At 66.9% G+C, this 19,753-nt stretch carries 22 protein-coding genes; 7 read left to right on the forward strand and 15 right to left on the reverse strand.

Translation table 11 applies throughout. The features are described 5' to 3' along the window. Window positions 1–11 precede the first annotated feature (11 nt). From ACZYRS_RS24030 to ACZYRS_RS24045, 4 genes are all read left to right on the forward strand, one after another. On the forward strand, window positions 12–854 hold the full coding sequence (locus ACZYRS_RS24030; protein WP_198787815.1) for a thymidylate synthase: 843 nt from the start codon (window positions 12–14) through the stop codon (window positions 852–854). Window positions 855–858: 4 nt separating this feature from the next. Further along, window positions 859–1,377: a dihydrofolate reductase gene (locus ACZYRS_RS24035; RefSeq protein WP_463421264.1), complete on the forward strand. Its 519-nt coding sequence runs from the start codon at window positions 859–861 to the stop codon at window positions 1,375–1,377. After that, window positions 1,374–2,498, forward strand: coding sequence for a phosphatidate phosphatase App1 family protein (locus tag ACZYRS_RS24040; protein ID WP_463421265.1), 1,125 nt, complete (start codon window positions 1,374–1,376; stop codon window positions 2,496–2,498). The genes ACZYRS_RS24035 and ACZYRS_RS24040 overlap by 4 nt, the downstream gene beginning before the upstream one ends. A 160-nt stretch (window positions 2,499–2,658) precedes the next feature. Continuing rightward, on the forward strand, window positions 2,659–2,898 hold the full coding sequence (locus ACZYRS_RS24045) for a hypothetical protein (protein ID WP_198787812.1): 240 nt from the start codon (window positions 2,659–2,661) through the stop codon (window positions 2,896–2,898). A 25-nt stretch (window positions 2,899–2,923) separates the two neighbouring features. On the opposite strand, the gene ACZYRS_RS24050 is transcribed toward ACZYRS_RS24045, so the two are convergent. The 3 genes from ACZYRS_RS24050 to ACZYRS_RS24060 form a co-directional block, all read right to left on the reverse strand. Then, a complete protein-coding gene (locus ACZYRS_RS24050) occupies window positions 2,924–3,949 on the reverse strand; it encodes a lysylphosphatidylglycerol synthase domain-containing protein (RefSeq protein WP_463421266.1) in 1,026 nt (341 codons plus the stop codon). Between the two features lie 43 nt (window positions 3,950–3,992). Continuing rightward, the gene (locus ACZYRS_RS24055) at window positions 3,993–4,172 is read right to left on the reverse strand and encodes a hypothetical protein (protein WP_463421267.1); all 180 of its coding nucleotides are present in this window, start codon (window positions 4,170–4,172) and stop codon (window positions 3,993–3,995) included. Between the two features lie 101 nt (window positions 4,173–4,273). After that, window positions 4,274–5,197, reverse strand: coding sequence for a LysR family transcriptional regulator (locus ACZYRS_RS24060; RefSeq protein WP_463421268.1), 924 nt, complete (start codon window positions 5,195–5,197; stop codon window positions 4,274–4,276). 124 nt (window positions 5,198–5,321) lie between these two features. On the opposite strand from ACZYRS_RS24060, the gene ACZYRS_RS24065 reads away from it, so the two are divergent. Next, on the forward strand, window positions 5,322–6,488 hold the full coding sequence (locus ACZYRS_RS24065) for a mandelate racemase/muconate lactonizing enzyme family protein (RefSeq protein ID WP_463421269.1): 1,167 nt from the start codon (window positions 5,322–5,324) through the stop codon (window positions 6,486–6,488). A gap of 28 nt (window positions 6,489–6,516) precedes the next feature. Here the strand turns inward: ACZYRS_RS24065 and ACZYRS_RS24070 are convergent, their stop codons facing one another. Further along, on the reverse strand, window positions 6,517–7,194 hold the full coding sequence (locus ACZYRS_RS24070) for an alpha/beta hydrolase family protein (protein ID WP_463421270.1): 678 nt from the start codon (window positions 7,192–7,194) through the stop codon (window positions 6,517–6,519). Next, on the reverse strand, window positions 7,191–7,898 hold the full coding sequence (locus ACZYRS_RS24075; RefSeq protein ID WP_463421271.1) for an AP2 domain-containing protein: 708 nt from the start codon (window positions 7,896–7,898) through the stop codon (window positions 7,191–7,193). The genes ACZYRS_RS24070 and ACZYRS_RS24075 overlap by 4 nt, the downstream gene beginning before the upstream one ends. Window positions 7,899–8,147: 249 nt before the next feature. Between ACZYRS_RS24075 and xth the strand changes: the two genes are divergently transcribed. Further along, window positions 8,148–8,933: an exodeoxyribonuclease III gene (gene xth, locus ACZYRS_RS24080; RefSeq protein ID WP_198787802.1), complete on the forward strand. Its 786-nt coding sequence runs from the start codon at window positions 8,148–8,150 to the stop codon at window positions 8,931–8,933. 14 nt (window positions 8,934–8,947) lie between these two features. Continuing rightward, window positions 8,948–9,484: a hypothetical protein gene (locus tag ACZYRS_RS24085; RefSeq protein WP_463421272.1), complete on the forward strand. Its 537-nt coding sequence runs from the start codon at window positions 8,948–8,950 to the stop codon at window positions 9,482–9,484. A gap of 30 nt (window positions 9,485–9,514) precedes the next feature. On the opposite strand, the gene ntrC is transcribed toward ACZYRS_RS24085, so the two are convergent. The 10 genes from ntrC to ACZYRS_RS24135 all read right to left on the reverse strand — a co-directional run bounded on the left by ntrC (window position 9,515) and on the right by ACZYRS_RS24135 (window position 19,724). Beyond that, on the reverse strand, window positions 9,515–11,044 hold the full coding sequence (ntrC, locus tag ACZYRS_RS24090) for a nitrogen regulation protein NR(I) (RefSeq protein ID WP_463421273.1): 1,530 nt from the start codon (window positions 11,042–11,044) through the stop codon (window positions 9,515–9,517). Between the two features lie 24 nt (window positions 11,045–11,068). Beyond that, window positions 11,069–12,148: a nitrogen regulation protein NR(II) gene (gene glnL / locus ACZYRS_RS24095; protein ID WP_198787799.1), complete on the reverse strand. Its 1,080-nt coding sequence runs from the start codon at window positions 12,146–12,148 to the stop codon at window positions 11,069–11,071. Window positions 12,149–12,162: 14 nt separating this feature from the next. Next, a complete protein-coding gene (locus ACZYRS_RS24100; protein WP_463421274.1) occupies window positions 12,163–12,678 on the reverse strand; it encodes a hypothetical protein in 516 nt (171 codons plus the stop codon). A 132-nt stretch (window positions 12,679–12,810) separates the two neighbouring features. After that, window positions 12,811–14,226 carry a type I glutamate--ammonia ligase gene (gene glnA, locus ACZYRS_RS24105; RefSeq protein WP_013540245.1) on the reverse strand — a complete coding sequence of 472 codons (1,416 nt, stop codon included), beginning with the start codon at window positions 14,224–14,226 and terminating at the stop codon, window positions 12,811–12,813. A gap of 146 nt (window positions 14,227–14,372) precedes the next feature. After that, complete coding sequence (locus ACZYRS_RS24110; protein ID WP_463421275.1) at window positions 14,373–15,173, reverse strand: competence/damage-inducible protein A; 801 nt, start codon at window positions 15,171–15,173, stop codon at window positions 14,373–14,375. After that, the gene (locus ACZYRS_RS24115; protein WP_463421276.1) at window positions 15,170–16,057 is read right to left on the reverse strand and encodes an EI24 domain-containing protein; all 888 of its coding nucleotides are present in this window, start codon (window positions 16,055–16,057) and stop codon (window positions 15,170–15,172) included. Before ACZYRS_RS24115 ends, ACZYRS_RS24110 begins: the two co-directional genes overlap by 4 nt. 41 nt (window positions 16,058–16,098) lie before the next feature. Further along, the gene (locus tag ACZYRS_RS24120; protein ID WP_463421277.1) at window positions 16,099–17,073 is read right to left on the reverse strand and encodes a sterol desaturase family protein; all 975 of its coding nucleotides are present in this window, start codon (window positions 17,071–17,073) and stop codon (window positions 16,099–16,101) included. A gap of 10 nt (window positions 17,074–17,083) precedes the next feature. Continuing rightward, window positions 17,084–17,890, reverse strand: a complete 807-nt coding sequence (locus tag ACZYRS_RS24125; protein WP_463421278.1) for a polysaccharide deacetylase family protein — start codon at window positions 17,888–17,890, stop codon at window positions 17,084–17,086. Then, on the reverse strand, window positions 17,874–18,893 hold the full coding sequence (locus tag ACZYRS_RS24130; RefSeq protein ID WP_463421279.1) for a YncE family protein: 1,020 nt from the start codon (window positions 18,891–18,893) through the stop codon (window positions 17,874–17,876). The genes ACZYRS_RS24125 and ACZYRS_RS24130 overlap by 17 nt, the downstream gene beginning before the upstream one ends. Before the next feature lie 81 nt (window positions 18,894–18,974). After that, entirely contained in the window at window positions 18,975–19,724 is a 750-nt protein-coding gene (locus ACZYRS_RS24135; RefSeq protein WP_463421280.1) for a pseudouridine synthase, read from the reverse strand. Window positions 19,725–19,753: the final 29 nt, after the last annotated feature.

The raw sequence follows: 19,753 nt of genomic DNA on the forward strand, positions 1-19,753 counted from the left end.
CCAGTCCGTCCATGACCTCCACGCCCACCCGCCCCGTCCGCTCCCAGTACGAAGATTTCATGCGCCACGTGGACACCCACGGCGTGTTCAAGAGCGACCGCACGGGCACGGGCACCAAGAGCGTGTTCGGCCACCAGATGCGCTTCGACCTGAACGAGGGCTTTCCGCTGGTGACGACGAAGAAGGTGCACCTGAAATCCATCATCCAGGAACTGCTGTGGTTCCTGACCGGCTCGAGCAACAACAACTGGTTGAAGGAACGCGGCGTCACCATCTGGGACGAATGGGCGCGCGAAGATGGTGACCTGGGCCCGGTGTACGGCGTGCAGTGGCGCAGCTGGCCCACGCCCGACGGCGGGCACATCGACCAGATCTCCGACGTCATCAAGACCCTGAAGACCAACCCCGATTCGCGCCGCATCATCGTGAGCGCCTGGAACGTGGCCGAGCTCTCCAAGATGGCGCTGATGCCCTGCCATGCGTTCTTCCAGTTCTACGTCGCGCCGCCGCAGGCCGAGGGCGAACGCGGCAAGCTCAGTTGCCAGCTCTACCAGCGCAGCGCCGACATCTTCCTGGGCGTGCCCTTCAACATCGCGAGCTACGCGCTCCTCACGCACATGGTCGCGCAGCAGTGCGACCTCGATGTGGGCGACTTCATCTGGACCGGCGGCGACTGCCACATCTACAGCAACCACGCCGAGCAGGTGAAGCTGCAGCTCAGCCGCGACCCGTACCCCTACCCCACGCTGAACATCAAGCGCAAGCCCGATTCGATCTTCGGCTACCAGTACGAGGACTTCGAGGTGCTCGACTACAAGCACGGCGATCCGATCAAGGCGCCGGTCGCGGTCTGAGCGCATGAGTGCCCGCATCAACCTCATCTACGCGCGCGCCGCCAATGGCGTCATCGGCGCCAACGGCACGATCCCGTGGCACCTGCCCGAGGACATGGCGCACTTCAAGCAGCAGACCGCCGGCGCGCCGGTGATCATGGGCCGCAAGACCTGGGATTCGCTGCCGCCGCGCTTTCGTCCGCTGCCGGGGCGGCAGAACATCGTGGTCACGCGGCAGGCCGACTGGCGCGCGGAAGGCGCGCTGCCGGTCGGCCATCTTCGCGATGCGCTCGCGCTTTGTGCGAAGGCCGCATCGCCCGAAGTGTGGGTGATCGGCGGCGCACAAATTTATGCCGAGGCCGAGCCGCTCGCGCAGCGCGCGGTCGTGACCGAGATTGCGCGCGACTACGAAGGCGATGCACACGCGCCCGTGCTCGACGGCGCCGCGTGGCGCGAGACGCAGCGCACATCGCACGTCTCGGCCAAGGACGGCCTGCCCTACAGCTTCGTGACCTACGAACGCATCGCCGCCGCGAACGCATGAGCGACGACAGCCCCATCCACCCGCCCGCGCTCCAACTGAAGCGCCGGTCCGTGGTGATGGGTGCGGCCTTGCTCGCGGGCCTCGCGCCGATGCAGGCGCTGCGGGCCGCCGAACCGCTCGAGGCCGATGAAGAAGCGCTCTTCATGCCCGGCACGGCACGGCCCACCGCCGACGGCCGCCTCGAGGTCGACATCCACGCCTGGATCTTCGAGCGCGAACGGCGCTGGGGCCTGGACGGCGCGCTGGCGCGCTACCTCGGGCTGAACCTCAAGAAGCTCTCGCCCACGGCGCGGCTGCGCTTCAACCAGCGCACCGCGCTGTTCCATGCCGAATCGGAAGAAGGCAAGCTGATCGACGTCGTCTTCGACGGCACGCAGACCCGCGTGAAGATGCCGGCCTCGACCGCGGACGGCCGCACCAACCTGCGCGTGGTGGTCGATGCGCCGCGCACCACGGCGCCGCTGCAGTGGCTGCAGTTCCACGGCGTGACGGGGCCGGGCGAACTGATCCCCCGCTTCAGGGGGCAGGCGCTGGTCGTGCCTGCAGAGGGCGTGTCGGTGATCTCGGACATCGACGACACCATCAAGCGCACGCAGGTGCGCGACCGGCGCGAGATGCTGCTGAACACCTTCGCGCGCCGCTTCGAGGCGGCGCCGCGCATGGCGGCGTACTACCGCGCGCTCGCGCAGGTGCCGGACACGCGCTTTCACTACCTCTCGGCGAGCCCCATGCAGCTCTATCCGGCGCTTGCGGATTTCGTTCGCGACAACGACTTTCCCGCCGGCAGCATGCACCTGCGCGAGAGCACCACGTGGCGCACGCTGATCCCCGGCGCGGAAGATTCGCGCGCGCACAAGCTGGGCGTGATCGACCGGCTGCTCACCGAATTTCCGCAGCGCCGCTTCGTGCTCGTGGGCGATTCGGGCGAGGCCGATCCGGAGATCTACGCGCAGGTGTGGCGGGCGAACCCGCAGCGCATCGACAGCATCGTGATCCGCGACGTGACCGATGAAGGGCGGCGCTCCGATCGCTACCGCGCGACCTTCGAGGGCATCGATCCGGTGCTCTGGCACATCCTCATGCCCGACACCACCGCCTGGCCGCTTCAAGCCAACAGATAGCTTGCTGCGGTGCAGCGGCAAACGGTTGCGCACGCACTGCGCGCACAAAGTGAAAACTTCAGTACAAGTGTCAAAAGGGCATGCCCGGCAGAGGGATTAGCCACAGCTAATTGTTTGTGCGCACAATGTCCGAACCGCCATCAAGACAAGGAGACGGCTCATGTCCATGGAGTTTCTTCGGGTGATTTCGGAGCAGAGATTGCCCTATGTGATCCACACGCCCGCAGACATCGACAGGCTGCGCGTGCTGCGCGCGGCCGACCTGGTCACCGCGTTCATTCCGCCTTCCGAGCGCACGCCCCACGAGCGCGCGATACGCCAGCTCGCGCAGGTCGAATCGATCACCGCCAAGGGCAAGCTGGCGCTCAACAAGGCCACGTCGGCATTCATCGAGTTGTGAGTTCGCGCGGCTTTTTTCATCCGCATCAGGGCTGCGCATTGTCCAGCGGATGGCTCGACGCATACCGCTCCAGAAACACATAGAGCACCATCCCGCCGGCCAACGGCAACAGGTAATAGAGCGCGCGGTACGCGAGCACCGCCCCCATCAGCGCACCCTGCTTCACGGTGCCTGACAGCAGCGCGAGATACACCGCTTCGAGCACCCCGAGCCCCGCGGGAATCGGCGTGATCACACCGACGATCGATGCGGCCATCAACACGCCCAGCGTGGTCGCATACGGCACCTGCTGGCCGAGCAGCAAATACATCGCCGAACCCATCAGCGCCCAGTTCGTGGTCGACAGTGCCAGCTGCACCAGCGCGAGCCGCGCGCTCGGAAATTTCAGCCGCCGGTTCTTGATGCGCCACTCGCGGCCGCGCAAGACCGCGCAGGCCACGACATAGGCCACGGCCAGAAGAATCATCACCACACCGATCGCACGCAGCGCGCCCGACCCGATGGGCGCGCGGCTCGGCGGCGCGATGGCGCCCGCCGCGAACAACCCGCCCGCGAGCAGCCCGTAGCCGAGCCAGTTGGTCGCGAGGCTGAGGCCGACGATCTGCGCCACGGCGGCCTCGTCCAGGCCCGCGCGCGCATACAACCGCGCGCGCATCGCGATGCCGCCCACCAATGAGCCGAGGTTCAGGTTGAAGGCGTAGCTGGTGACCGCGATCGCCCAGGTGCGCCAGCGCGGCAGCGGATGGCGCGTGTGGCTCCGCCCGATCAGGTCGAAGCAGCCGTACAGCGCGTGGCTTGCGGTGGCCAGGCCCAGCACGCCGAGGAGCAGCCAGGGCGAGTAGCGTTGCAGCGCATGCCAGGCGCCGGCCCAGTCCACCTTGTGCGCATGCGAGAGCAGGAGGCCGAGGATGGCGATGCCGACCAGCGGCAGCACCCAGCGGCGGCTGCGCTGCCAGAGCGAGGTGGCTGAAGTGGGCGCCGTGGGCGCCGTGGGCGACGCAGCGGGTGCGGACGAAGCTGCGACGGGGACGGTGGCTGCGTTGCCGTTCATGGGCGCGCCTTGTGGTTCGTATTTCAGGAATGCCGCCGCGGTGTCAGGACTTGTCCTTCTTCGATTTCTCCGGCGTCTTTTCTTCCGCGGACCCTTCGTCGTGGAGCTTGCGGTTCTTCACCTCTTTCATCAACTCCTCGCCTTCGGTGTCCCGGCCGTCGCTGGGCACGGATTCCTCTTGCGTGATCTCGGGCTCCTCATGGGGGCGCGCTTTGGAATTCATGGGCATCTCCTGTTGAAGGCACGAGTTTCCGGATGCGCGGCGCGCGGCTCGCCAGCCGCCGGCGACGCGGCGTGCAGGACATTGCCCCTAGTTGCGCCGCGTCAGGCGCTGCTGACCAGCGCCCACAGCGCCTCTGCCACCGGCGGCATCGGCGCGAGTTGCCGGTACAGCCGGATGTCCACCGGCACCCGCCAGCCGCCCGCGCCGGCATCGACCAGCGCGCCGGTGCGCAGGTCTTCCGCCACGAGGCTCATCGGCAGCCACGCGAGGCCGCGCCCTTCGAGCGCCATGGTCCGCAGCAGCGCGGCATGGTGCGCCGTGAAGACCACCGAGAGGGACGGCGCGAAGTCCTTGCCGAATTCGCTGTCCTGGATCGACCGCATGATCCGGCCGAGGCCCGAGGCCTCGCTGTACGCCAGCACCGAAGGCGCGCGGTCCGCGCCCAGCGCGTGCTGCGGGGCGCCGCTCGCACCGGGCGCCGCGACCGGCACCAGCAGGTCTTCGCTCAGGCGCTGCACCGGGTACTGCGCTTCATCGAGCCGGCCGGGCGCGCCGGCGTGGCCGTGGCACAGCACGAACTGCACGCGACGCTGCAGCATCAGGTCTTCGCAGGCTTGCGAGCTGTCGGAGATGGTCTGGATCGGCCCCATGCTCAGCCGCGCCTCCACGCTGCCGAGCCAGCGCGGGAAGAAGGTCAGCGAGAGCACGTGCGTGGCCGCGAAGCTCAGGCTGGCCGCATCCAGGTCGTGCGCGTGGCGGGCCTCGGTGCGGGCCGCTTGCAGGCCGGCCAGCACCTCCTGCAGCAGAGGCTGGAAGCGCTTGCCCGCCGCGGTCAGCGCGACCGGGTGCGCGCTGCGGTCGAAGAGGTCGACGCCCACCCATTCCTCCAGCGCGCGGATGTGCCGGCTGAACGCGGGCTGGGCGATGGAGCGGGCCTGTGCCGCGCGCGAAAAGTTGCCGGTCTCGGCCAGGGCCTGGAAGTCTTCCAGCCATTCGAGATCGAGGGGTCGGTTGCCGGGGCCCATGTGCAGCGCGGTTGAATAGTTCTATGCAATTGGAGTATTGGACGGTGCGAGCCCCGCCGGAAAAAGATGCATGCCTTCCTGCACTGCACCTTGAACCACGGCGGAGATTCTCCCCACCCTCCTCATGAAAATCGTCGACATCCTCGAATCCACGCGTCCCATCAAGTCGGACATCCGCAACGCCTACATCGACTTCTCCAAGATGACCCTGAGCCTCGTGGCCGTGGTCACCGACGTGATCCGCGACGGCAAGCCGGTCATCGGCTACGGCTTCAACTCGAACGGCCGCTACGGCCAGGGCGGCCTGATCCGCGAGCGCTTCCTGCCGCGATTGCTCGAGGCCGAGCCGGCGTCGCTCCTGGACGAGACCGGCGAGAACCTCGACCCCCACAAGGTCTGGGCCCGCATGATGATCAACGAGAAGCCCGGCGGCCATGGCGAGCGCTCGGTGGCCGTGGGCACCATCGACATGGCCGTGTGGGACGCGGTCGCCAAGATCGCCGGCAAGCCCCTGTACCAGCTGCTGGCCGAGCGCTACGGCAGCGGCACGCCCGACCCGCGCGTGTTCGTCTATGCGGCGGGCGGCTACTACTACCCCGGCAAGGGCGTCGAGGGCCTGCAGCGCGAGATGACCAGCTATCTCGAGCGCGGCTACTCGGTCGTGAAAATGAAGATCGGCGGCGCAACGCTGGCGCAAGACTGCGAACGCATCGAGTCGGTCCTGAAGATCCTCGGCCCCGGCCAGCAGCTGGCGGTGGACGCCAACGGCCGCTTCGACCTCCCCACGGCCATCGACTACGGCCGCGCGCTCTCGCAGTACCCGCTCTTCTGGTACGAGGAGGCCGGCGACCCGCTCGACTACGAACTGCAGGCCAAGCTCGGCCAGGTGTACGCAGGGCCGATGGCTACGGGCGAGAACCTCTTTTCGATGCAGGACGCGCGCAACCTCATCCGCCACGGCGGCATGCGGCCCGACCGCGACTGGCTGCAGTTCGACTGCGCGCTGAGCTACGGCCTGGTCGAATACCTGCGCACGCTGGACATGCTGAAGGACCACGGCTGGTCGCCCTCGCGCTGCATTCCGCACGGCGGGCACCAGATGTCGCTGGCCATCGCCGCGGGCCTGGGGCTGGGCGGCAACGAGAGCTACCCCGATCTGTTCCAGCCCTACGGCGGTTTCCCCGACGGCGTGAAGGTACAGGACGGCTACGTCACGCTGCCGGCGCTGCCGGGCATCGGCTTCGAGGGCAAGGGCGATCTCATCGCCGAGATGCGCGCCCTCGCCAGCTGATACGCCAGCTGGTACGGCAGCTGGCCGGTCAGCCGATGCGCCAGGCCTGCGTCCACAGGGCCAGGCCGTCGAGCACTTCATCCAGCGCTTCTTCGCTCGTGCGTCCGCTGCGCTTGGGGACGCCGAACGAGTGATCGGCGTCGTCGATTTCCATCGACGTGGCCAGCGGTCCCAGGCCGCGCAGCGTGGGGCGCATCTGCTCGGGCTCCGCGAGCTTGTCGCGCGTGCCGTGCATGAACAGCATCGGCACCTCGACGTCGTGCAGATGGGCGGCGCGATCGATGGACGGGGCGCCGGCCGGATGCAATGGAAAGCCGAGAAAGACCAGGCCCTGGACGCCCGGCAGGGGGGCGAGCGCCTGGGCCTGCGAGGTCATGCGGCCGCCGAACGATTTGCCGCCGGCGAACAGGCGAACGCCATCGAAATGCTGTGCGGCGCACCGGACGGCCGCTCGCACAGTGGCATGAGCGAGCGCCGGCGAATCCACGCGCTTGATGCCTTTTTCCATGTACGGGAACTGGTAGCGCAGCGTCGCGATGCGCCGCTGCGCCAGGCCCTCGGCAACGGCGTTCATGAACGGATGCGCCATGCCCGCGCCCGCGCCGTGCGCAAGGACGAAGCAGGCTTCGGCATCGGCCGGCGCTGTTGCCAAGGCTGAGACGTCGATGCCGGGTGCGACGGGAATTGCGATCTGCTCTGTTTTCATTCGGCCTGTCGGCTTTCGCGTTTCTTGCGGGCCAGCTGGCGCCGGCGTTCGGCCTCGGCGAGCGTCCTGGCCTTGTCGTAGCCATGCTCGGCCACCGAGAACGCCTTGCTCGTCGCGCCCTTCCCCGCGGTGTAGGTGATGGCCATCCAGTAGCCCGGGTGCTTGGGCCGGGGCGACTTGAAGGTCACGCCGGAAACGCCGCTGCGGTTGTTCTTGCGGACGATTTCGGACTTCGACCGCTTGGGCGGCAGCTTCGCGGACGAACGGGCGGGCGCCTTCCGGATCGCCTCTTCGGCGGGATGCACCTTGGCCAGCCCCGACATCTGGCCCAGTTGCCGGCCGCGCTCCTGGACTGCCATCGCCCGCGCGGCGCTTCCCTGGTCGCTCGCGAGAAACAGCGCCCGCAAAATCTGGTCGTGGGCGATGTAGGTCTTGGCGAGCCAGCCGAGAATCTTTCCGCTGGGCGTGAGGAGGCGGAACACGCCGGGTACGCCGGTCTTGTTGTTGGGCCGGACCTTCTCAGCCCGGGAGCGGCGCGTGGACGGCGGCAGGCTTTTCACCAGCGCATCGCGCCATCGTTGCGCATGCGCGAGGGCTTGCGCGATGCCGCCGTAGCTGGCCCGGCCGAACACCTCCCGGTGCCGCACGCCGGCCCTGACGATGGACACCTCGAAGCCCCAGGGCCTGGTGTAGATGCCGTACATCTCGGCTGGGTTCGGAACCCCTTTGGGCATGCCTGGAAAGCTCTAGTCCGTGGTTTGGTTACTCATAGTAACAGTAGATAACAGGCAGTGCGTGCGTGACGTTTGGGCCGTGATCCGACAAGGCACACGCGGCGCGGCAACGTACATTTCTGGCTCGGGCATCGCGCGCCGCCAATTCCGATGGACGGTTTGATGCCGATCCGGCGTATCGTTCCGCAAATACCATTGAAATCAACAGCTTAGCGATTCATGAAAATAGCCACCTGGAATGTCAATTCCCTCACGGCCCGCCTGCAGCACGTGCTCGACTGGCTGATCGCCAACCCGGTCGACGTGCTCTGCCTGCAGGAGCTCAAGATGACCGACGACAAGTTTCCGCTGGAGGTGCTCAAGTCGGCCGGCTACGAGGCCGCGGTGTTCGGACAGAAGACCTACAACGGCGTCGCCATCCTGAGCCTGGCGCCGGTGCGCGACGTGGTGAAGAACATCGGCGGCTTCACGGACGACCAGTCGCGGGTGATCGCCGCCACCATCGAGACGCCCTCGGGCCCGCTGCGCGTGGTCAACGGCTACTTCGTCAACGGCCAGGCGCCGGGCACCGACAAGTTCGAATACAAGATGAAGTGGCTGGACGGATTGCGCGAATGGCTGCGGCAGGAGCTGGTGGCGCATCCGAACCTCGTGCTGCTGGGCGACTTCAACATCGTGCTGGAAGACCGCGACAGCTTCGACCCGGTGGGCCTGAAGGAAACGATCCACCACACGACCGAGGAGCGCAACCATTTCAAGGCGCTGCTGGCGCTGGGCCTGACCGACAGCTTTCGCCTGTTCGAGCAGCCCGAGAAGAGCTTTTCGTGGTGGGACTACCGCATGCTCGGCTACCAGAAGAACCGGGGCCTGCGCATCGACCACGTGCTCGTGAGCGCGCCGCTGGTGCCGCGCGTGAAGGGCTGCGTCATCGACCGCGTGCCGCGCAAATGGGAGAAGCCGAGCGACCATGCCCCGGTGGTGCTCGACCTGGACCAGGGCGCCTGATGGGGATGACCGTCATGACCGCTTTTTCCGATTTCGCCTTGCCCCGGGCTGGCCGCGCCTTCGCGGTCCTGGCCCTTTCGCTGACGCTCGGCGCCTGCTCGCTCCTCAAGCCCGCCGAGAAGACCGAAGACGGCAAGAGCGCCGCCGCGCCCACGGACGAAGCGGCGCCGGCCCGCAGCGACGTGCCGACGGTGCGCCTGATCACCGCGCAGACGCCCGCCGTGCGCGCCTACCGCAAGACCGGCGCGCGCCACATCTACAAGGCGTACGCGAACCGGATCTACAAGGGAAAGATTCCACCGCTGGTCTACGCCGTGGTGGTGGTCGAGACCGACATCGACGCCGACGGCAAGGTGAACAACGTGACCTTCAGCCGCGTGCCGAGCCACGCGCCGGAAGTGCCGCCGATGATTGCCGAGCTCATCAAGGCGACGTCGCCGCTGCCTTCGCCGGGCAAGCTGGGCGGCCACACGTATGTCGATACCTGGCTCTGGGACAAGAGCGGGAAGTTCCAGCTCGATTCGCTGACGCTGGGCCAGCGAAGCAGATAACCGCCGAGGCGCGATGCCTCGGGCCGGCGTTCACTCGATGCCCAGTTCCTGGATCTTCCGGGTGATGGTGTTGCGCCCGATGCCCAGCTTCTGAGCCGCCTCGATGCGGCGGCCGCGCGTGTTGGCCAGTGCCGTGAGGATCAGGCGCGATTCGAAGCGGCGCGAGAGCGCATCCCAGACGTCGGTGCGGCCGGCGGCCAGCAGGGCCTGGGCTTCGAGCTCGAGGCCGCTTTCCCAGCTGCTCACGCTGGCAGGCGCTTCCACGGTTTCAGGGGCAGTGGAGACAGACACCGATTCGCGTTCGATGCCCGTGCCCGGCAGCGGCGCAGCCAACGGTTGCGCAGCAACGGCCACCGGTGCCGCCGCCTCGACCGCGTGCGTGTCGGCGCTGACCGCCATCACCTCGGGCGGCAGGTCCTTGGTTTCGATCAGCTGCGCGGGCGCCATCACGGTCAGCCAGTGGCAGATGTTCTCGAGCTGTCGCACGTTGCCCGGGAAGCCGAAGGTCGCGAGCTTGACGAGCGCCGCATCGGATATCCGCTTGGGCTCGACGCCGAGCTGGCGCGCGCTCTGCTGCAGGAAATGGCGGGTGAGCGCAGGCACGTCTTCGCCGCGTTCGCGCAGCGCCGGCAGGCGCAGGCGGATCACGTTGAGGCGGTGGAACAAGTCTTCGCGGAAACCGCCGAGCTTGACGCGCTGCTCCAGGTCCTGGTGGGTCGCGGCGATCACGCGCACGTTGGCCTTGACCGAGTTGTGGCCGCCCACGCGGTAGAAGTGGCCGTCGCTCAGCACGCGCAGGAGGCGCGTCTGCAGGTCGAAGGGCATGTCGCCGATTTCGTCGAGAAAGAGCGTGCCGCCCTCGGCCTGTTCGAAGCGGCCGCGGCGCATGGTCTGCGCGCCGGTGAAGGCGCCGCGCTCGTGGCCGAAGAGTTCGCTCTCCAGCAGGTCCTTCGGAATCGCCGCGGTGTTGATGGCCACGAACGGGCCGTTGGCGCGCGGCGAGTGCTTGTGCAGCGCACGCGCCACCAGCTCCTTGCCCGAGCCCGATTCGCCGGTGATGAGCACCGTCACGTTGCTTTGCGAGAGCCGGCCGATGGCGCGGAACACGTCCTGCATCGCGGGCGCCTGGCCGAGCATTTCGGGGGCGGCGACCATGCGCTCTTCGGAGACTTCCTCGCGCTGGCTTTCGTCGACCGCGCGGCGGATGAGCTCGACCGCGCGCGGCAGGTCGAAGGGCTTGGGCAGGTATTCGAAGGCGCCGCCCTGGAAGGCGGAGACGGCGCTGTCCAGGTCGGAGAACGCCGTCATGATGATGACCGGCAGGCCGGGGTGCTTGGCCTTGATCTTGTCCAGCAGATCGAGCCCGGAGCCGCCGGGCATGCGGATGTCGCTCACCAGGACCTGCGGGCCCTGCTGCTCGTCTTCGCCGGCCTGCTCGAGCGCTGCGAGCACCTCGCGCGTGTTGGTGAAACTGCGCGTGGGCAGGTCTTCGCGCAGCAAGGCCTTCTCGAGCACGAAGCGGATCGATTGGTCGTCATCAACTATCCAGATCGGCTTCATGCATCTCCTTGTTGCCGTGCTGCGCTAGGGCAGCGGTATCAGTATCTTGAAATCGGTTCGGCCCGGGACGCTGTCGCACTCGATCACGCCGTGATGCTGTTGCACAAAAGTTTGCGCAAGCGTCAGCCCGAGGCCTGTTCCGCCCTCCCTGCCCGATACGAGCGGATAGAAGATGCGGTCCTTGATCGTGTCCGGCACACCCGGTCCATTGTCGATTACATGCAATTCCAATGCCAATCGATACCACTGCTTGTTGAATATCACCTGGCGCGCGATGCGGGTCTTGAAAGTGATCTGCGCATCGCCCGCCGCGCGGCGCTCCGCAAGGGCCTGTGCGGCGTTGTGAACGATGTTGAGGGTGGCCTGGATGAGCTGCTCGCGATCGCCCCGGAACTCGGGGATCGACACGTCGAAGTCGCGCTCGATGTGCAGGTCGCGTGGAAACTCCGCCAGGATCACCGAGCGCACGCGCTCGCAGACTTCGTGGATGTTGACGTCGCCCACCACGTGCGGCCGGCGGTGCGGTGCCAACAGGCGGTCGACCAGCGTCTGCAGCCGGTCGGCCTCGTGGATGATGACCTGCGTGTATTCGATGAGGTCGCGCGACTCGACCTCCATCTGCAGCAGCTGCGCCGCGCCGCGGATGCCGCCCAGCGGGTTCTTGATCTCGTGCGCGAGGTTGCGGATGAGCTCCTTGTTCGCCTGCGCCTGGTCGATGAGCCGCTCTTCGCGGTCCTGCCGCACCTGGTGCTCCAGCGGCGACATCTCGATGATGAGCTCGCCCTTCTTGTCGCCGTGCGCGAGCGTGACCTGCACCGGCATCAGCTCGTGATTGACGCGCCGCAAGAAGGCTTCGTAGCGCAGCGTGGCGAAGTCGTTGCTGCTGGCGCCGTCGATGGCGGTGCGCAGCACCTGCGGCTCATGAAAACATGCGCCGAACTGCGAGCCTTCGAGCGTGCGGCGCGAGGTGCCCAGGGCGTCTTCGAGGCCCGCGTTGGCGAACAGCACGGAGCCGTCGCTGTTGACCACCGCGATCAGCGTGGACAGCAGGTCGAAGGTCTGAAAGCGCGTGTTGGCGCCGACCGCCTTCTTCCCGAATGCCATGCGTTGTTTACTGGTTACTGGGACTTGTTGGCGGGCAGCCGGCCGATTTCGCGGCGGATGCCGGCGATGTCGCTCTCGTTGCGCGCGAGTTCGGCCTTCATTTCGGCCACGCGATCGAGGTACTTCTGGTAATTGCGGCCTTCGCTGCCCTGCTTTTCGGGCTCGCCGTTGTTGAATTCCTTCTGCAGCTCGGCCTGGCGGGTCTCGGCCTTCTTGAGCTCGGACTCGAGCACCGAGCGGGCTTCGCCGTCCCGGGCGCGCTGGTCGACGCCTTCGACGCGGGGGCTGCCGGCCGGCGCGCGCGCGGCCGAAGAGCCCGAACCGCCGGAGCTGCCCGACGACTTCGTCGTGCCGCCGCCGCCCTGGACCACGGTGACGTTGCCGCCCTCCATGACCTTGCAGCCCTTTTGCTGGGCGATGGTGGCGTTGTTGGTGTATTCATTGCCGCAGCGCCACACGCGCTCCTGCGAGGCCGCCGGAAGGGCGGCCAACAATGAACCGGCCAGGAAAATGAGAGAAGCAGTCTTCATGTGAATCGGTGGGTGGCGCAACAAAGGCGCATTTTCATGCAATTCGGGGCCACCGGTGACAAGATGTTCCGCGCCAAGGAAAAAGGACGGCCGGAGCCGTCCTTTCGTCTTACTTCCCCGTGAGGGGCCGCTTTACAGCGAGTAGTACATGTCGAATTCGACCGGATGGGTCGCCATGCGGAAGCGCGTGACTTCCTGCATCTTCAGTTCGATGTACGCGTCGATGTACGAATCGGTGAACACGCCGCCCTTGGTGAGGAACGCACGGTCCTTGTCCAGGTACTCCAGCGCTTGGTCGAGGCTGTGGCACACGGTGGGGATCAGCGCGTCTTCTTCCGGCGGCAGGTGGTACAGGTCCTTGCTGGCGGCTTCGCCCGGGTGGATCTTGTTTTCCACGCCATCGAGACCGGCCATCAGCAGCGCCGCGAAGCCCAAGTACGGGTTCATCAGCGGATCGGGGAAGCGCGCTTCGACGCGGCGGCCCTTCGGGTTGGCCACGAACGGGATGCGGATCGAGGCCGAGCGGTTCTTGGCCGAGTAGGCCAGCTTCACCGGGGCTTCGAAGCCGGGCACCAGGCGCTTGTAGCTGTTGGTGCCGGGGTTCGTGATGGCGTTCAGGGCACGGGCGTGCTTGATGATGCCGCCGATGTAGTGCAGCGCGAAGTCCGAGAGACCTGCGTAGCCGTCGCCGGCGAACAGGTTCTTGCCGTCCTTCCAGACCGACTGGTGCACGTGCATGCCCGAGCCGTTGTCGCCGACGATGGGCTTGGGCATGAAGGTGGCGGTCTTGCCGTAGGCGTGGGCCACGTTGTGGATCACGTACTTCTGCAGCTGGACCCAGTCGGCGCGCTGAACCAGCGTGCTGAACTTGGTGCCCAGTTCCATCTGGCCGGCGTTGGCCACTTCATGGTGATGCACTTCGACCGGGATGCCCAGCGATTCGAGCACCAGGCACATTTCCGAGCGCATGTCCTGGAAGCTGTCGACCGGGGGCACCGGGAAATAGCCGCCCTTGACTGCGGGACGGTGGCCGGTGTTGCCGTGCTCGTATTCCTTGTCGGTGTTCCAGGAGGCTTCTTCGGAATCGATCTTCACGAAGCAGCCGGACATGTCGTTCTTCCAGCGAACGCCGTCGAACACGAAGAATTCGGGTTCCGGACCGAAGAAGGCGGTGTCGCCCAGGCCCGAGGCCTTCATGTACGCCTCGGCGCGCTTGGCGAGCGAACGCGGGTCGCGCTCGTAGGCCTTGCCGTCTGCCGGGTCGATCACGTCGCAGGTCAGGATCAGCGTCGTTTCTTCGAAGAAGGGGTCGATGTTGGCTGTGTTGGGGTCGGGCATGAGCTGCATGTCCGAAGCTTCGATCCCCTTCCAGCCAGCGATGGACGAGCCGTCGAACGCGTGGCCCGAGGTGAATTTGTCTTCATCGAAAGCCGAGACCGGCACGGTGACGTGCTGCTCTTTGCCACGGGTGTCGGTGAAGCGGAAGTCGATGAACTTGACCTCGTTTTCCTTGACGAGCTTGAGTACATCGGCGACGGTCTTTGCCATCAGTTTCTCCTGAGTTGGATGGTGGTTTGGAATACGGGAACGAAGGATGCAGTTTCTGTGCCATTGTCGCCTCACGGATTGAGGCCTTCTTGGCAGATGCACCGCTTAAATACAGAAGTAAATTCCCCAATTTGGTGCAATGACTTCTAACGCACCAATTCTGGGCCAAGCTTGGCATCGAAAGTGTGCAACCCTTCGATCAGCTGGGTATACGCCGCATCGAGCCGGCCCGGGTCGCCTTTGACGCCCAACTCGATGTGACGGCCGTATTGCGGGTGATCGACGCTGGGCAGGCTGAACACCTTGATGCCGGCGTGGGCCTCCTCGATCGCCTGCATCAGGGGCGTGAGGGTCGCTTCCATCGCACCGAAAACGATCACCGACTTCTCGGCGATGGCGTTGCGGGCGAAGAGATCGGCATAGCGGCTGTCGAGCACCGATTCGATCATCGGCCAGGCCATGACCGGGAAACCCGGCACGAAATGCACGTGCTCGACGCTGAAACCCGGGATCTTGTTGTACGGGTTGCGGATGATCGTCGCGCCTTCAGGGAACACGCCCATGTTCAGGCGGTGGATGTTGTCGGGCCGGTCGGGCTCGTAGACCACGCCCTGCTCCTTGGCCGTGTCCTGCATGCGCTCGCGGATCAGCACCTCGGCCTCCGGATGCAGCGCGAGCGGCACGCGCAGCGCCTTGGCGGCGCACTGGCGGGTGTGGTCGTCGGGCGTGGCGCCGATGCCGCCGGTCGAGAACACGATGTCGCCCGAGGCAAAGGCGCGCATGAGCGCCGCGGTGATGCGCGTGGGCTCATCGCCCACGTATTCGGCCCAGCCCAGCTGCAGGCCGCGCGCGGCGAGCAACTCGATGACCTTGGGCATGTGCTTGTCGGCGCGCTTGCCGGAGAGGATCTCGTCGCCGACGACGATGAGACCGAATGCGCGTGTCATGGTGAACCCCATTGAGAAAGAGCGGCCTGGTTGGCTTCGGCGGCCTCGAGGGCCGGCGTGCCGCCCTCGGCCGAGGCCAGCGCCGCGGCGCGCTGCGTGCGCAGCTGGGCCAGGGCATCGAGGCAATAGTGCGCGAACCAGAGCGCGGAAAAGGCGAAGACCAGTGTGTAGATCCAGATGGCGATCGGCACCAGCACGAAGAAGGCGGCGGCGAACAGCAGGCCCGAGGCCCAGACGATGCTCGGCGCGGCACCGAGGTAGCCGCACAGCACCCCGATGCACAGGAGCGGCAGCCGGTGCGCGCGCAACAGCGTCGCGCGCTCCTCGGGGCTCGCGTGCTCGGCCAGCGCATCGAAACTCATGACCCGGTAGGTGAGCCAGCCCCAGATGAGCGGCGGAAGAATCAGCACCAGCGGCGGAATGAGCCAGAGCGGCATCGAGACCACCAGCGCCACAAGCGCCAGGAGCGTCACGCCCAGCGAGCGGGCCACGCTGCCGAAGAAGGAGGCGCCCTTCTTCTGCTCCAGCGTGGGAAAGCGGCGCTCGCCCACGAGCTTGGTGAGGGCCGGGGACATCAGCCCCGCCACGATCAGCAGCGACACCACCACGATCAGCGGCGTGGCGGCGAACACCACCACCATCGAGGCCAGCACGGAGGTGATGTCGCTGGAGAAAAGCCGCCCGATCCAGGCCCAGAAGCTGGACAGCAGCGGCCAGGCGTCGAGCGCGCCGCGCGTCCAGGTCACGGCCGAATCCCAGTAGAAATAACCGAGGCCGGCACCCAGCACCACCATCACGCCCAACGGCAGCAGCGACAGCACGATCACGCGCGGCAGCATGCAATAGGCGACCGCGCGCCAGAAGGAGTCGAGGAGCAGGCGCATGAGGCAGCGAGGATAACGCCTGGGATCGGACCCGGGGCGATTCAGCCGCGACCGACCATGCGTTTGAGGCCCAGCCACTGCTGCGCCCAGAAGCCCCGGCCGTAGTCGCGCGTGCGGCCGCCTTCGCCGGGCTCGACCTGGTCGCGGATGCCGGTCGGGTCGTAGCGGTCCTCGAAGTTCGCGGTGCGAAACAGCATGTCCCACCACGGCAGCAGCACGCCGAAGTTGTGGCCGCCCAGCGTGCTCCTGCCATGCGACTCGTGACCCAGGCCGATGCTGTGGTGCAGCCGGTGGAAGCGCGGGCTGATCCACAGCCGCTCGCCAATGGCGCCGAAACCCAGCTTCAGGTTGGCGTGCTGCAGGCTTTCGCTCAGTTGCGTGAAGGCGACGAAGGCGATGAACTGCCCCGGCGCCACGCCGATCAGCTGCGCCACGATGACGATGAGCGTGTCGTGGATCACATCGTCCAGCAGGTGGTTGCGGTCGTCGCTCCACATGGTCATCTGGCGCTGCGAGTGGTGCAGCGAATGCAGGCCCCACCACCAGTTGAACTGGTGCTGGCCGCGGTGGATCCAGTAGCCGACGAAATCGAGCACCACGAGGTAGATGGCAAAGGCCACCCACGCCACGTCGGTCACACCGGGCCAGACCTCATCGAGGTGGAAAGTGCCCCACCCCGCCGTGCGCAGGCTCCCCAGCGCATCGTCGAAGAAAGGCTGCAGCGTGAAGAAAAGCGCCAGGCGAAAGAGCCCCAGCCGATGGATCAGCGTGTAGAGCACGTCGATGCGGATCGCGTGGCGATCGACCACCGGTTCCACCGAACGCCAGCGCTGCAGCGGCCCGATCACCGCGAGCAGCACGACGATCTGGATGAAGCCGACCAGCAGCCAGCCGGTGGCGTCGAAGGCGTCCTCGGTCCAGCCGCCCAGGCCGACGGCGTACACCAGCGGCTGCACGGCCGTCTCGAAGAACCAGCCCTGCAGCGCGGAGAAAAGGTCCGTCAACCAGTCGATCACGGCCGCTTCCTCAAGGGTGGGATGCGATCCAGGCGCGGTAGTCGGGATGCTGGCGCAGGGTCTGGAAGCAGAAGCCCTTGGCCTTCAAGCCGACGATCAGCGGCTCCAGGTTGGCCGGCGCCCATGGGTCCTTGCGCGACCAGATGCCCAGGTGCGCGAGCAGGATGTCGCCGGGGCGGATGGTGTCCAGCGCCTGCGTGAGCAGCTTCTCGTTGCTGAATTTTTCGCTCGGCAGCTCGTCGCCGAGAAAGCCCGCGGGCGCCCAGCCCACGTACTCGTAGCCGCAGGCCTTGGCCGCCGCCAGCAGCTTGGGCGAGGTCTTGCCGCCCGGCGCGCGGTACAGCGGCAGCGGCTTCTTGCCGGTGATGAGCGCGAGACGGTCGGAGGCCTTGCTGATGTTGGCGCAGTACTCGGCGGCGGTCCAGGTGAACTCGCGGCCGGCGAACGCGCCCGCCGAGGGCTTCACGCGGAAGGTGGGCGTGGTGCCCTTCAGATCGGCGCGCCAGTAGGTGTGGTCGTAGGTGTGCGAGGCGAACTCGTTGCCCTCGGCCGCCCTCGCCTTCCACCACGGCGCCCAGTGGTTGTCCAGGCTGTCACCGTCGGTGGTGGTGCGCTCGGCGGCGGCGAAGAAGGTGACGCGCACGTCCTGGCGCTTGAGCACCTCGGCCACCAGCGGCGCGATGCCCATGTGGCCGGTGTCGAAGGTCAGGTAGACAGGCTTCTCGCAGGTGCCGCCCTGCGCCCAGGCGGCGGGGACGACGGAAACGGCCATCGCCAGAGCGACGGCCCTGCGGACCCGGCTAGACACGCTTGGCATGGTCGAGGGTCCAGACGCCGTGGGGCGAGCGGCCGACGTTGACTTGCCGTACCACCTTCTGCGTGGCCAGGTCGATCACGCTGAGCTTCTTGGCCCAGCGCGAGGTGACGTAGAGCGTCTTGCCGTCGGCCGAGACGTCCATGCAGTCGGGGCCGCCGGGCACCGCGTAGGTGGCGCTCACCTTCAGCGTCGCGATGTCGATGCGGCTGATGGTGTTGGCCACCCGGTTGCTCACGAACACGCTCTTGCCGTCGCCGGCCGAGCGGAAGGCGTGGGCGCCCTTGCCGGTGGGGATCTTGCCCACCAGCTTGGGCTCGGCGCCGGCCACGTCGAACACCTGCACGCCGTCGCTGCCGGTCAGGCCCACGAGCAGGGTCTTGTCGTTGTGGATGCCGTAGATGTCGGCCGGCATGGCGCCGGTGGCCACGCGCCAGCGGATGGCCTGCGTTGCGAGGTCGATGGCGATGAGCTCGTCGCTGTCCTGCATCGTCACGTAGGCGATGGTGCTGGTGTTGTCGATCCAGATGTGGCTGGGCGTCTTGCCCGAGGCGATGCGCTTGGCGAGCTTGAGGTCCTTGCCGTCCCAGCGGTAGATGTCCACGTGGTTCAGCCGGTTGCCCGCGGTGACGAACCACTTCATGTCGCGCGAGAACTGCAGCTGGTACGGATCGATGATGCCGTAGACCACCCGCTGCACTTCGGCCGTCTTCGGGTTGAGGAAGGTGAGCGAATCGCCCGCCGAATTGGCCACGATGACCGACCTTTCGTCGGGCGTCATGTAGATGTGGTGCGGTTCCTTGCCGGTGGGAATGCGCAGCTTCTCGGTCCAGTCGACCGGATTGATCACGCTGACGTTGGCGTCCAGCGAGTTGAGAACGAAGATCGGGGAGAGTTCGGGCGGTGCAGCGGCGGCGGCCGTGTGGACCAGCAGGGCTGAGAGGACTGTCAGGGAAGAAAACAGGAAGGCCGCGATGCGGCCGTTCGGGCGGGCTGGGAGTCGCAAGGGAAGGTTCCGGGAAAGAGCTGACGATCTTAACGGCCAGCCCTGAAGGCTGGCTGACCGCTCGGGCGCTCTTTCTCTCCCCTATTTCGGTGGTTTCTCGGGCTTCGTCGGCGCACGCAACGCCGCGACCTCCTCGGCCGTCAGCCAGCGCCACTGCCCGGGCGCCAGGTCCGCGGGCAGCGACAGGTCGCCGATGCGCGAACGGTGCAGCCCCTCGACCCGGTTGCCCACCGCGGCCAGCATGCGCTTGACCTGGTGGTACTTGCCCTCGGTGAGCGTGAGCCGAAGGTGCAGCGGGCTGTCCGATTCGCAGGCGGCCGCGCGCACCGGCTTCGGGTCGTCGTCCAGCACCACGCCGGCCAGCAGTTTCGCGATCTGGGTTTCGTCCACCGGGTGCTTGGCCGTCACCTCGTAGACCTTGGGCACGTGGTGCTTGGGCGAGCCCATCTTGTGGATGAACTGGCCGTCGTCGGTCATGAGCAGCAGGCCCGTGGTGTCCTGGTCGAGCCGGCCGATGGCCTGCACGCCCTGCACCGCGCCCTTGTTGGGCCGAAGCCGCAGCGGCGAGGGCAGCAGCGTGTAGATGCTCGGGTAGGTCGAGGGCTTCTGCGAGCACTCGGTGCCCGCGGGCTTGTGCAGCATCAGGTAGGCCTTCTCGTGGTACGCCCACGGCGTGCCCTGCACGGTGTAGAGAAGGCCCTCGGGATCGAGGTCGGCGAAGGGGTCCGTCACGGCCTTGCCGTCGATGGTCACGTGGCCTTGCTGGACGAGGCCGGCGCACACGCGTCGCGTGCCGAAGCCCTGGGTGTAGAGGATGTCTTGCAGGTGCATGAGAAATGAAAAAGGCGGCCGCGCCAGCG

This window comes from Variovorax sp. AC194, from assembly GCF_979257995.1.